13 protein-coding genes are annotated in these 14,019 nt (G+C 28.0%); 11 read left to right on the forward strand and 2 right to left on the reverse strand.

What is annotated here, in order from left to right; all coding sequences use genetic code 11:
* Positions 1-11 precede the first annotated feature (11 nt).
* Positions 12-842, forward strand: coding sequence for a CvfB family protein (locus Q4Q34_RS15995; RefSeq protein WP_303315210.1), 831 nt, complete (start codon positions 12-14; stop codon positions 840-842).
* On the opposite strand, the gene Q4Q34_RS16000 is transcribed toward Q4Q34_RS15995, so the two are convergent.
* Positions 834-1,262, reverse strand: a complete 429-nt coding sequence (locus Q4Q34_RS16000) for a hypothetical protein (RefSeq protein ID WP_303315209.1) — start codon at positions 1,260-1,262, stop codon at positions 834-836. The two genes, Q4Q34_RS15995 and Q4Q34_RS16000, sit on opposite strands and share 9 nt — an antisense overlap.
* A 446-nt stretch (positions 1,263-1,708) precedes the next feature.
* Positions 1,709-2,137, reverse strand: coding sequence for a hypothetical protein (locus Q4Q34_RS16005; RefSeq protein WP_303315208.1), 429 nt, complete (start codon positions 2,135-2,137; stop codon positions 1,709-1,711).
* Between the two features lie 393 nt (positions 2,138-2,530).
* On the opposite strand from Q4Q34_RS16005, the gene mnmE reads away from it, so the two are divergent.
* From mnmE to Q4Q34_RS16055, 10 genes are all read left to right on the forward strand, one after another.
* Positions 2,531-3,955 (forward strand): tRNA uridine-5-carboxymethylaminomethyl(34) synthesis GTPase MnmE, encoded by a 1,425-nt coding sequence (mnmE, locus tag Q4Q34_RS16010; protein ID WP_303315206.1) that lies wholly within the window; start codon positions 2,531-2,533, stop codon positions 3,953-3,955.
* Positions 3,956-4,235: 280 nt separating this feature from the next.
* Positions 4,236-4,595, forward strand: coding sequence for a helix-turn-helix domain-containing protein (locus Q4Q34_RS16015; RefSeq protein ID WP_303315204.1), 360 nt, complete (start codon positions 4,236-4,238; stop codon positions 4,593-4,595).
* Positions 4,596-4,828: 233 nt separating this feature from the next.
* Positions 4,829-5,914, forward strand: a complete 1,086-nt coding sequence (locus tag Q4Q34_RS16020; RefSeq protein WP_303315203.1) for a tyrosine-type recombinase/integrase — start codon at positions 4,829-4,831, stop codon at positions 5,912-5,914.
* A gap of 42 nt (positions 5,915-5,956) precedes the next feature.
* Positions 5,957-6,247: a helix-turn-helix domain-containing protein gene (locus Q4Q34_RS16025; protein WP_303315201.1), complete on the forward strand. Its 291-nt coding sequence runs from the start codon at positions 5,957-5,959 to the stop codon at positions 6,245-6,247.
* On the forward strand, positions 6,234-7,190 hold the full coding sequence (locus Q4Q34_RS16030) for a hypothetical protein (protein WP_303315199.1): 957 nt from the start codon (positions 6,234-6,236) through the stop codon (positions 7,188-7,190). The genes Q4Q34_RS16025 and Q4Q34_RS16030 overlap by 14 nt, the downstream gene beginning before the upstream one ends.
* 26 nt (positions 7,191-7,216) lie before the next feature.
* Positions 7,217-7,972, forward strand: coding sequence for a hypothetical protein (locus tag Q4Q34_RS16035; RefSeq protein WP_303315198.1), 756 nt, complete (start codon positions 7,217-7,219; stop codon positions 7,970-7,972).
* Positions 7,973-8,627: 655 nt separating this feature from the next.
* Positions 8,628-9,236, forward strand: a complete 609-nt coding sequence (locus Q4Q34_RS16040; RefSeq protein WP_303315196.1) for a hypothetical protein — start codon at positions 8,628-8,630, stop codon at positions 9,234-9,236.
* 67 nt (positions 9,237-9,303) lie between these two features.
* On the forward strand, positions 9,304-9,477 hold the full coding sequence (locus tag Q4Q34_RS16045) for a hypothetical protein (protein WP_303315195.1): 174 nt from the start codon (positions 9,304-9,306) through the stop codon (positions 9,475-9,477).
* Between the two features lie 283 nt (positions 9,478-9,760).
* Positions 9,761-12,634 carry a type IIL restriction-modification enzyme MmeI gene (locus tag Q4Q34_RS16050; protein ID WP_303315194.1) on the forward strand — a complete coding sequence of 958 codons (2,874 nt, stop codon included), beginning with the start codon at positions 9,761-9,763 and terminating at the stop codon, positions 12,632-12,634.
* A gap of 69 nt (positions 12,635-12,703) precedes the next feature.
* The gene (locus Q4Q34_RS16055; RefSeq protein WP_303315193.1) at positions 12,704-13,903 is read left to right on the forward strand and encodes a hypothetical protein; all 1,200 of its coding nucleotides are present in this window, start codon (positions 12,704-12,706) and stop codon (positions 13,901-13,903) included.
* The last annotated feature ends 116 nt before the right edge of the window (positions 13,904-14,019 follow it).

The following is a 14,019-nucleotide window of genomic DNA, read 5'->3' on the forward strand; positions in this document are numbered from 1 at the left end:
ACCTTTGCCGCATGATACATTTAGGACAGATAAATACATTAGAAATACTTCGTGAAACAGATCATGGGGTGTATTTAATTGATGATGATGATAATGAAGTTTTATTACCAAATAGATACGTACCAGAGGCTTTTAAAATTTGGGATAAGCTAGAGGTATTTGTGTATTTGGATAATGAAGAACGCCCTGTCGCTACCACAGACATGCCATATATTAAGCGTGATGATTTTGCTTTATTACGTTGTAACCAAGTAACCGATTATGGTGCTTTTTTAGATTGGGGTATGGTTAAAGAATTATTTTGTCCGTTTAAAGAACAAGCCTTTAAAATGAAACCAGGAGGTTGGTATTTAGTGCATTGTTATTTAGATGAAAAAACCGATAGGTTGGTGGCATCAAGTAAAACAAATCGATTTTTAAATAATAAAGAATTAACTGTAAAAGTGTTTGATGAGGTTGATTTAATAGTATCACACCCATCAGATATTGGAATGAATGTTATAGTAAATAAAATACATTCTGGACTTATTTATAAAGACGCTATTTTTTCAGACCTTAGTGTTGGAGATAAATTAAAAGGTATAGTTAAGAAAATCCGCCCAGGAAATAAGTTAGATATTGCTTTAGGACAAATAGGATATAGAAATATTGAGCCTAATGCAGAACGTATTATAAATGAACTTCATGATAATAGTGGTTATTTAAAACTGACAGACAAATCAAGTCCGGAAGTTATTAAGGAAACACTGCAAATGAGTAAGAAAAATTTCAAAAAAGCTATCGGTACTTTATATAAACAACGACAGATTGAAATAAAACCAGACGGTATTTATTTAGTGTAAAGAAAGTAAAATATCATTTTTTACTTTACTGTAAATGCTATTCATAGCTTCATGAATCGTGTCGTAATTGATTTTAGTAGTATCGCAGAATCTATTCTCAATTTCTGCATTCATTTTGCTAGCATTATTATGTCCAACTACGGCATAATAGCATAAACGGTTAATTTTTTTCTTAAACAAGTCTGCATCCAATAACTTTACAGAATAAGAATTTATTCTATTAGCTACAACTCCAAATGGTCTGGAGTGACCAAAGTAGCTTATTAGTTCATCAAAAAACTCAGATGAATTATCTATATCAATATGAACCCCTTCGTTAAACTCTATAACGGCTATATGTTTAAAAAAAAATATGTTTCCTAATTCTTTTTGTACAGATTCTACAATATGGCTAGAGAAATCAGATTCGGCAATTTTCATATGCTATTATATACTTCTTTTTAGGATTGAGAGATGGAAGTTATAACCTTTGTCAATTTATAATAATCTAATTATAAAATGAGAGGTATGTAAATATACTATGAGCGTATATTATAGTCAAGACAAAAAGCGCATCTATATTATTATTGCGAATAATTCTTTATTTTGTGATTAATGTTATATAATTATTATTATTTGTGTTTAAATGTTAATAAATGTTTATTTTTTAATAATTTTATTACTTCACAAATTATAGTTAAAAAGCGTGTCAATTTTTTATTTATACGAAAAATCTTAGTCAATAACGCGTTTTAATTATTCATAATAGTGAATTTCTTGTAATTAGGTCAGATGGTTCATCAAGACGCTATATTAGCTTTAGTAAAAACGCCTGGGTAGCTTTTATTACTATAAAAAAGTTTCTCTGAAATAGATGTTATAAATTTTTAGTTTAATGAGAATAAAATATCCTTTTTTACTTTGCTGTAAACATTATCTATTGCTTCGTAAATACTATCGTAATTGATTTTATCTGAGATGCAGAAACTATTCTCAATCTCAGCATTCATTTTACTCGCACTATTATGTCCAACAACCGCATAACTACGTAAGTTTTTAGCCTTCTGTCTAAATAAATCTACATCCAATAATTTTACAGAATAGGAATTTACTCTATTAGCAACTACACCAAACGGTCTGGAATCACCAAAGTAGGCTTTTAGCTCATCAAAAATTTCTGATGAATTATTAATGTCAACATGTACCCCCTCGTTAAATTCTATAACAGCTATATGATTAAAAAAGAATATGACTCCCAATTCCTTTTGTGCTGATTTTATAACATGATTAGAAAAATCTGATTCAATAATTTTCATATACTACTCTTTTTATTAAATTCTTCAATTCATTTAGGTTGTGGTTGGAAGTTATAAATTCTGTTAAATTATTATTGTGGTTATAAAAACAGGGAGGCAAATATACTATGTATGCATAATATGTGCAAGATTAAATATCTGCTAATCAAACAATTGAATATAATTCTGTTAAATGGATAATAAATTATGTATTTTACGAGTTCTTCAAATAAATATTGCTAAAAATTTTAGTTTAATATGATTTTATTATCATATAATCAACTGTTTAAAATTCATTTTATCTTTTTTTGTACGAAAAAACTTAATAAAAAAATCATTTGATTTATTTAAAATATTGATTTTTTGAAGATTAACTTATAGGTATTAGCATTTCAAATTTAGTATTTTTGCCAGATGATTAATCAAGACACCATAGTGGCTTTAGCGACACCATCTGGAGCAGGTGCAATTGCTATAATAAGATTATCTGGAAAAGATGCCATAACCTTTGCAGAAAATCAATTTAAATCGGTTTCAGGAAAAGAGTTAAGTAAACAAGTAACACACACCATCCATTTAGGTCATATTATAGATGAAGATCGTACTATAGATGAAGTATTGGTATCCGTTTTTAAAAACCCTAATTCTTATACTGGTGAACATGTTGTTGAGATTTCGTGCCATGGTTCTAATTATATTCAACAAGAAATTATTCAATTGTTTTTGCGTCAAGGTTGTAGAATGGCAACAGCAGGAGAATTTACTTTAAGAGCATTTTTAAATGGGAAGTTAGATTTAAGTCAGGCAGAAGCAGTAGCAGATTTAATTTCTAGTGATAATGAAGCATCACATCAAATTGCCATGCAACAAATGCGTGGTGGGTTTTCATCAGAAATAGCAAAGTTGCGTGAAGAACTTTTAAATTTTGCATCTTTAATAGAGTTAGAGCTTGATTTTGCGGAAGAAGATGTTGAATTCGCCGATAGATCCCAGTTTAAAGATTTAATTGAACGCATCACGTTTGTACTCAAGCGTCTTATAGATTCATTTGCTGTTGGTAATGTAATTAAAAATGGCATTCCTGTAGCTATTGTAGGAGAACCTAATGTTGGAAAATCTACACTTTTAAATGCGCTTTTAAACGAAGAACGAGCTATTGTAAGTGAGATAGCTGGGACAACTAGAGATACGATTGAAGACGAAATATCTATAGGTGGTATAGGTTTTCGATTTATTGATACTGCGGGAATAAGAGAGACTAAAGATGTTGTAGAAAGTATAGGGATAAAAAAAACCTTTGAAAAAATAGAACAAGCACAAGTTGTTGTATATCTTTTTGAATCGGATGTCATTTCGAACGCTAGTGAGAAATCTCAAAATATTAAGATAGAAATAGAAAAGATTAAGAACAAATACCCTCAAAAACCATTGGTAGTAATTGCCAATAAAATTGATAAGCTTTCAGAAAATGAAGTTGCTATTTTAAATGAGGAGCTATCTGTTATTTCGAGTGCTAGCGAAAAATCCCATATTCAGCTACTATCAGCAAAACAGGGGATAGGAGTAGAGGAACTTAAAGAATGTTTGTTGAGTTTTGTTAACACTGGAGCTTTAAGAAATAACGATACCATTATTACTAATTCACGTCATTACGATTCCCTTTTAAAAGCGTTTGAGGAAATTAGTAAGGTTAAACATGGATTAGATTCTGGTTTATCAGGGGATCTGTTGGCTATAGATATCCGCCAAGCATTATTTCATTTTGGAGAGATTACTGGAGAAATAACTAATGACGATTTGTTAGGTAATATTTTTGCTAATTTTTGTATTGGGAAATAGTTGGTTATCAGCAAAATACAATTAAAGTCAACAAAAGTCAATCTTTCTCAGAATTAAAATAACTCCTTTTTACTTCCAATATTAGTATATATACGTATTAAATAGACTAATACGTGTACATTTTTTGTACCTCCAATTGTCATATCTCGTCCAAGCCTAATACTTTGGCCTTAATTGGATAGATTGTGACACCTCTAGAGACTCACAGATACTTCTAGACACTTCCAGAAACTATCCAAAGATAAATTTTGAGATAGTTAAATCTAAACAATTAATAAATATGAGTTCAAATATCCGTATTAAAAGGATCTGTATGTATTGTGGTAAAGAATTTATAGCCAAAACCACAGTAACAAAGTATTGTAGTCATAAATGTAACAGTAGAGATTACAAAAGAAAAATTAAGGAGTTAAAAATACAAGCATCAGATAAGGATACTAATAAAGTTATACCTCAACATATTAAGCATCCAAAACTTAATGAAAAGGAGATTCTATCCATAAAAGAAGTTTGTGAATTTATAGGTATGAGTAAATCTTCTGTTTATAGATTGATAAAGGATGAGGTCATTAAACCTCTAAAAATTAGAAATCGAGTATTTATTTCAAGGGAGGAATTAAAAAAAATGTTAAAGTTCTAAATTTTAACAATTTTGGAAACTCTGTGTAAATGAGATGGTTATAAAAACAGCTTTTATTCTTGATTAAAATATTTGATAATCAGATACTTAAATATAAACCTAAATATGGGTTTTTTAATTTAAGCAAAAAAAATTTAGTAGAACTTTGTGGAACAAAATAGGGAAGAAAACTCTGTTTAAGAGATGAGCAAATTTAAGATATTTAAATGAGAGTACCGAAAGTTAAAATAAGGATGAAATTACTCAAATATGGGAAACAATATAGCCTGTATTTTGATTTCTATCCTGCTATTCGTAATGCAAGAACAGGTAAGCAAACCCGTAGAGAGTTTTTGGGTATGAGAATGTATGTAAATCCAAAGGATGAAATAGAAAAACTTCATAACAAAAACACTTTACTAAGAGCGAGAAAAATATGTGCAGAAAGACAACAGCAGATTTTTGATAATGATTTAGGGTTTTTAGCTTCAGATTTAGAAAATAAGGACTTCCTATTATATTTTGAAAAACTAGCAAAAAGGAGAGGAATTAGTAGTTCTAGTAGAACTACCTATTTGATTGTATTAGAATATTTAAAACAGCATTCACCTGAGGTTAAAGTTAAGCACATCAATTTAAAATTTGTCAATAGCTTTAGGGAATATTTACTATATAAACCTCATTTTAAAACCTTAAAGCCTATTTCTCAAAATACAGCAGGGTCATATTTTTCCAAGTTTATTTTTGCCTTGAAGTTGGCATATAAAGAGGGGTTGCTTAAAGAAAATATAGCACCTAAAATAGAAAGGATTAAATGTGTAGATACTAAAAGAGGCTATTTAACTAAGGAAGAAGCTATAAAACTAAAAAATACACCATGTAAAGATGAATTACAAAAGCGCATTTGTCTTTTCATGATTTATACAGGGCTTAGGATTTCTGATGCAGAAAAACTCATTTGGAATGATTTAGAGCATTCCAGCGAATTAGGATATCATATCCGCTTCCAGCATCAAAAAACTAGTACACAACAAGCCTTACCTATTAGTGAAGAGGCTTTTGCACTACTTACTGAACGAGGAGAGCCTAATGAAAGACTTTTTAAAGGTTTTAAACGTAAGTACAGGCTTATTAAAAGTTGGGGAGAGGATGCGGGTATTTCAAAAAACATTGGGTATCACATTTTTAGACATTCATGTGCAACAATGTTGATTAATTCTGGTGTACCAATCTTTACAGTAATGTCTATTCTAGGTCATAAAGAAGTGAAAACTACAATGAACTATCTCAACCTATTAGATAAAAATAAAATTGATGCGGTGAATACTATTAAGCTATGAATTTAGCTAAACCCATTTATTAATTAACAAAAAGAGATTATTATGGAACAATTTTTCCTAATGTGTAAACCTGATGAATTAAGAACTATTATCCGAGAGGAGTTAAGTTCTTTAACCAAAAATAAGGCTAAGCCAGAATTTAAACAAAATGATGATTATTTAGATATTAATATGGCATCAGATTTTTTAAAACTATCACCGCACACATTACGTCGTAAGGCACAAAAAAGTGAAATACCTTGTTATAAACGAAACAACAAATGGCTGTTTTTAAGGAAAGAGCTTATTGATTATGTGAATAAGGGTAAGCAATTAACCTATGACAATTTATAATTGGTTTATGATTGATGGGGTAGAATTTTATTGCGATAATGATTTTCTCAAATGGGAATATCCTATGCCTAAGTTCTATGAGTACAATGAGCTATTGTTTAGACCTATATGGGGTAATAGAGGGGGGATAACTAAATATACTGCTAAAGATGATTATGGTTTACTTCATGTAATAACCCCTAAGGAGTATAAAATTAAAAACTCTGCTCATAAAGCTTATTCAAAAGTAATTGGGAAATCAGGCAACTGGTCTGATTTCTCTTTTACTGACTTCATTAAAATGGTGAATATGCTTTCTAACAGATATAAGTTAGATCCTGCTAGAATTTATATAAGAAAATTGGAAATAGGGGTAAACATAGAATTGAATAACCCATCAATGGAATATATAAGTTTAATCCGAGCTTTTAAGTTCTCAAAACCTAGTGTAGATATGAGAACCATGAGAAATAAGTTTTATGGTAGAAAGTTTTTCACAGGTAATTATCAATTAAAGGTTTACGATAAGACAAGACAGGTCTTTGAAAAAGACAGGATAAATATTTCATCAAATATGATACGATTTGAAGCTGTTATCAAAAAAGTAAAACTAAAAGATTTGGGAGTTTTCACTTTAGCAGATTTAATTAATTATAGTAAGTTTTCAGTATTGGTAGACTTTCTACATGAAATGTTTTATGGAATCGCTTTTGACCGTAGATACGATGTATCTACTTTAACTGCAAATGAACTGGAGTTATATATAGCAGGAGCTAAACGTTTCTATTGGGTTAATTTACCCAAATGCAGCAGTCCCTCAACAGCTTCAAGACGTAGAAAACAGTATAAAATCATTATTACAAAATTAGATAAGGAAAACCCTTTTGCAAATCCCTTATTACTCGAATTACGAAAGAAAGTAGTAAAAAAAATCAATCAACTTTCAGTAGAGAGTTTCAACTAGTAATATAACATAAGAACATATCAAATATGAAAACATTAAAAAGAAAATATTTAAACGGAGAAAAAACAGATCTAATCCCTCAAGAGAATATGGATTTAATCAGAAAAGAGTTAAGGGATAATTTCACCTTTATTTATCATGAAGATTTAGATTCTATTTATTACAGAAAACGAGGAGATTTCACTACAAAACCAGTTGATTTAGATTTTGTAACAACTTTAACAAAGAATTATATCTGTTCAGATATTTATTGCAATAAAAACTTTATCATTTATACAATCGAGTATCTAAGTATTAGTAGGGATTCTTGGCCTTATTTACGTGAATTACCATTATGGGATACAAATAGAGAAAGTGAAATGAAAAAGCTTTTATTAGCAATTAAAACTACTGATCAATGGTTTTTTAAAAAATATTTTGAAGCTTACCTATTAGCAGAAGTTGAATATACATTAGGCAAAAGAAATTTTTTAGTAGGGCGTATCTTTTATTATCCAAAGGAGATTAAATTGGAAGTTAGAGAATGGATTTATAGTTTAAGGCCTTGGCAGAGAATCAGCCATCAAAAAACTATTTTTAATTATAGTACTAATTATACCGAAGACGAAGGAAATGAAATTACGTTTGATGTGGAAGAGGTAGATAATAATATTGTAGTTGATATGGATTTAGTTTGGGCGGAATTATTATATAGGGTTATAAATGGTGAGAAATCATGTTTAGATAGCTTTGAAGAAGACCTTTATATTAATAAATTTTTGAGGAGACCAAATAACAAGTAGATTATTCAAATAGATTATGAATATTAATACAAGACTATTAATAAAAAGAGAATTACTGTAGCGTTAATTGTTTTAAATCGGTATTATAAAAACCTGAGTTGTTGAATCTAGAACTATTAATTTATGTTAATAGTTAGAAAGTTTAATTATTAAAAATATTAAAGCAAAAGAAGTCCGTACGGCAGACTTAAATGATGTATACATTGTTCAAAAGGTCATACATCTTTACTATAAAGTGGATAATAAAAAGAGAATTATTGCAAATGTCAATGATTTTAAGCAGGTCTTATTAAAACCTGAATTCGGCTATTTTAACCATATTATCCTATGTTATCCTTTAGAAAGTTTTATGATTAAGAATATTAAAGAAGTGAAGTTTATTACATTTGCTGTTAGAACTATAAAAAGTTTATAAGAAGAAATTAAATAAAATAGAAATATAAGTTAGCGTTAGCTATTTATTCTTGTTACTGAAAACTGGTAATTTTTAATATACACGAGATAAATAGACTTAATGCTCATGCTATGGCGTGGGCTTAGTTTGTTTGTGTATAGGGTATTACCAGTACCTCAGTAACGATAAGCTACAGTTCCACGCTTATTTTTTTAAACCTTTAACAGCTTTTAGGGACTGGAAGCATTTTAAATTCAGTTTATGAAAGTTTTAAAGTACATTTTAGCAGTTCTATTTTTCCTAATAGCTTTGGGATATTTATTTAGTGGTTCTTTTTTATCATTTGTTTTTTCAACAATTTTGGGATTAGTCTTTCTACCAGATATATCAAAGAAACTACCTACTAAGTTCAAAATATGGAATTCTAGAATTTTCAGGTATTGTAGTTATATATTTCTTTTTATCATGATAGGCTTATTTACTGATGAGGTTAGTTTAGATAGTTCATCCGAAAAAAGTTTTGATGAAAAACAACAAGAATCAATTGCAGAACTAAAACCAATTAAAGATTCATTAGACTTTATAATTAAAGAATACGATTTATCAGTTTGTCAAATCTATAAAGATGTATCAGAAATTGAGAGAAAATCGATTAAGGATGCAGATAATAAATACCCTGATTTTGGTAAGAAGCACCTTGAATATTCTGAAAAGTTAAGAATCGAAAGAACTAAACAGTATTGGATTGAGAAAGGCATATCAGAAGAACTTTTTAATAAAGCTATTTTGTATTCTGATGAATGTTCAGAAAAAGAAAGGTTGGAAAATGTAAAAAAAACTAAAAGAACAGAAGCAAGTACAAGCTCTTAAAAAAGATAAGATTGAAGATTGTTTTAGTAATGCATGTAGTTTAACTCACAGAAAGATAAAAAGTGTAATGCATAATCCTAAATCTTTTGAATATGTAGATTGTAAATATTTAGGAGCAGGGGAGAGTACATTTACTATTCGTTATAGTTATAGAGGTCAAAACAAGTTAGGGGCTACTGTACTAGAAAGCGTAAAAGCTGAAATTGATATAGAAAAATGTGAGGTTATCAAAATAGAATAATCAAAAGCTAAATTTTGAAATAAGTATCAAAACACTTCAATTGAGGTGTTTTTTTATGCGATTTTGGTTTTTCTGTATATGATTTGTACCTTTTATATACTGGTAAACGGTCACTTCTTATACTGGATCAATAGAGAACTAGAGTTTTTTATTTTCTGAATCAGAAAGTAACGTATAGAAACACCAAAGAAATGTTTACAAGTAGTTTTTATGATCTAAAAAGAAACTCTAAGAAAGATTGTTTATTATTAATATCTTTAATGTTGAATCTTAGATTATACTTATGCAACCATTATTTACTGAAAATTTTCTTTCTCACTACCTAATAGATTTTAAGTTATCGAATGTACCAAAAATAAGATTAGCAAGAAATATTATCGAAGGTTTAATTTTAGAACTTAAATCAGGTAAACTTGAAAGCCTAAAGGAGGAAGAGTTTAAAACACGATTTTTAAATGAATTCTTTGGGGATGTTTTAGGATTCAATTATGGTAATTCTAATTTTTGGACTTTAAGTGAAGAAGTTAAAACTAAAGTTGATGGAACTAAAGTTGATGGAGCATTGGGTTTCTTTGGTAAGAACAAAAAGAGTAGTGATGTAAGAGCAGTAATAGAAATAAAAGATGCTAATAAGAATCTTGATGTAAAGCAAAATAGAAAAGATTCAAAATCAGCTGTTAGTCAAGCATTTGAATATGCTTCAAAAATGGGAGGGCAATGCAAATGGATAATAGTCTCTAATTTTAAAGAGGTACGTTTTTATTCAAATTTTCAAGGAAAGTACCAAGTGTTTTTTCTCGAAGATTTATCAGATGAAAACAAATTAAAAGAATTATTGTTTCTCTTCCATAAAGACAGGTTTATTAAAAAAGATAATATTTCGAGTACTGAACAGCTATATAAAATAAGTAGTTTAGAATTAAAAGAGAATGAGAAGTCGATACATATAGTTGATGAAATATATTCATCGTTGAAGAGGTTTGAAGGATTAAAATATATTGACCCTAATTATTTGGCGACAATAAAGCCTTTTAATATTTTAAATGAACATGTTTGGCATTATTCCGATAATAAGCTGCTTACAATTAACCCTAAAATTCATGCTTTATTCAAGCATTTAGACTTTGAGGATGGAAAAATTAAAATTTCAGATGAATTAAAGAAAGAATTAGAGAATGAAAAGGTTATTGAGTATGAAGATAAAATATATTCTTTTATAAGGTTTCTTAACCATTCTCAGATAATCGAAATCAGTTGTATAGAAGATTACAATAAAGTTATATTGAGAAGGTCTCATGTTTTAGGCTTTTCTCATAAACACTTTTTTAGACTTTCTGATAAAGATGGCTTTACTAAAAGCATAGATATTTTAAAGTATAAATCTTGTGATTGTATTTCTTGTAACTTTAAGAGTTTTGATTTTAAACATTTATTGAGTAAACTTAAAATTGCTCAAAATAAGGATGAATGTATTACTTTAGAATATGCTTATGGTAATTATCTAGTTTCTGCAAATAACTACAAAAATGCTTATAATATATATAAGAGTTTATGTGAAAAAATAAAAGGGAAAGAAGGGTGTGAGATAGAATATTTTTTGGCTAAACTAAATATGAAATATTTGCATAATTTGGTATGGGAGGACAAGAAATTAAAAGATAGTATTGAAATTAAAGAAGAAATTAGAAGTATTGATTTAAATAGAATTCTTTATGAAGAAATAGAGTATAGCATAAATTATGATGTTAGAAATTATCTTTTAAAAATCAAAGATGAAAACCTTTTACTTTCAGTTAAAGATAAAGTAGAAGAATTAGTAGATAAAATAGCCAATTTAAGAAAGCATTACGATAATGGCAATGATGGATATATGGGCTCAAATTATTTTCACGATTTAGCAAGTGAATATTATAACCTTCAATTACATTTAAATAAAAACAGGATTATTTATAATGTATTCTATAAGTATAAATTATTAACAGCGAAAGTATTTAAAGGTCTTATAGATAGTTACTTAACAAAAGGCAATGGTTTGAGCTCTTTTAATTCATTTTACTTGCTTGAATTTATTACAAATATTAACCCTACTGAATTTCAAAAATTACTTTCAAAAGTTGATTTTTTAGACGTTAATGAAGGGTGTGATAAAAAGATAATTAGCAGTATTACTAATCTACTAAAATCTTATTTTGAAGACGGTCTCTTTGCTAATTCTCCTTATAAAAATAGAATACTTGAAGAATACTTAATTGATTTACAGTTTAGTGATCGATATATAAGTTTAGTAGCAAATTCATTTACATTGCTTTCAAAAATTACTATTTCTAAGTCGTTATTTGAACCTTTATCTAAAGTGATTATACACTTTTTAAGTATTGAAGATAATTTGTCTTGGCATGAATTAAGAGAATTTAGTAAGTTCCTTACTGTAAAAGGTAATTCTTTTACTTCGGAACAATTAATTAATATTTTGGAAATTGCTATTGAAAGAGATAAGCCCAATAATAATAAATACGAAGGCTTAATTGAAAGCTCATCAAAATCATTACATAAGTTTTACCCAAATATTAAAATAAGCAAAAAACATATAATAAAAAGAGCGATTGGAAATATAAGTGGCTGTTCTAAATGGAACTATGTTTCATATTTATTGTTAATAAGTGATGAGCAATGCAAAAATATTCTCAATAAAGAGGTTGAAGATGTTTTAGATGAGAAATTTGATGTTAATTTTTATGATCACTTAATTAGGAAGAAACTTTATGATTATAAAAGGAAAGATTATTTTAAAAGGCTTGTAGAAGATGTTAGTAATTCTAAGGAGATAGGCTTCAAGAATGAATTTAAAGGAAATAATCCTGTTTTTGATGGCTATCGTTTCTATAATTTCATTATTCTCTTAAACATTTTAAATATTAATAAAGAATCAGAGTTATTAAACGTTTTTGCCAATATTTCTGAATATGAAAAGTGGTTGCTAAATCCTGAAAAATATAACTATTCTAATTTTGATGCTAAATGGATTTTAGCTTCTGATAATAAATTTATATTGGGTAGCCTTAGCGGAATTGAAGATATAGTTAATGCAGTAGAGATTGAGTTGAAAAAAGAGTTTAATCCTATTCTTTCAGAAATCTATTATAAATACTTATTATAAGTAGAAAAGAGATAAATGTATAGTTTTAAAATTCAATTCATAACAACGAAAAAAGATATAAGCTTTATAATGAAATCTCATAACAAAGATGAGGTTGATAATTTTGTAGGTGATTTACTTTCGATATTTATTACTTTAAAAGAGAATGGCAAACCATTACTAAACACTCTGCAAAAGTACACCGAAGAGAATAAAAAAGAGTTAAATCATTTTATAGATAAATACAAGTTAAGACTACCAAGGCTAAATTCAGTATCAGCGTTTCTCAGAAAGCTAAAACCAAACGAGTATTTTGTTTTTCTTCCAAATATGAATTTGGAACAGATTGAAATCTTAAAATTAAATGAGTATATAAAAACAATAAGTGCTGGTAAAAAATATGTAAATCCAAGTGATGAATTACTTGATTTATATGAGAGTTTTCTAAAAAAATACCAGCTAAATACAGTTGGGAAGAATAGGGTTGCGATTGGGGAAAAAGATAAGCAAAAGCGTATTTGTAGATTTTGTTTAAATAAAAGTAATCCAACTACATTTAATAATAAGGCACATGCAATATCAGAAGCGTTAGGGAATAAAACTATTATCTTATTTGATGAGTGTGATAAGTGTAATAAAGAATTTAGCGAAACGATAGAGCCTCACATTATTCAGTATTTATCTCTATTCAGGACTATTTTCGGAGTTAAAGGTAAAGGAGGGAATAAAAAATTAAAAGGTAAAAACTTCACTTTAAGTAATAATGGACAAGTAAACATTGTCTTCAATAGTTTAGAGGATAGACCAAACCCAAGTGATAAAAACTATAATTTAAAGCTTAATTTACAAGAGCCTTTAGTTTTTCAAAATGTATATAAATCTTTTTGCAAGTATTTTTTATCAGTTATTGACGATAATGATCTTATTCATTTTAGAGATACTATTAAATGGATTAAAGGGGATATTGAAACTACCAACCTTCCTAGAATAGCTGAATTAACGACTTATGATTTTTTTACTTTACAACCTGAATTATCCTACTATATAAGAAAAGAAGATGATACAAGTATTCCTTTTGCAGTCGGGAGGTTTTGTTTTACTTGTAAGGTGTATGTTTTTATTATCCCTTTTTCGGATTGTGATAGTTTAGATTTTATAAAAGAATCTGAATTTAGACGTTATTGGAAAACTTTTAAACTCTTTAGTAAAAGTGAGAATTGGGTTTTTAATGATTATTCAAATAATACTCCAAGAGATTTCAGTATAAATCTTAATAATGAAATTATATAAAACATACAGATTATATTCTTTATCGTTTTAATAGTTGATTAATTTGTAATCATTTTTTCTATATTTGAATTTCTATGAATTTAGTGAAAAAGAATAATTAGTCTGTATACATATTT

The organism is Flavivirga abyssicola (assembly GCF_030540775.2).
GTDB lineage: Bacteria > Bacteroidota > Bacteroidia > Flavobacteriales > Flavobacteriaceae > Flavivirga > Flavivirga abyssicola.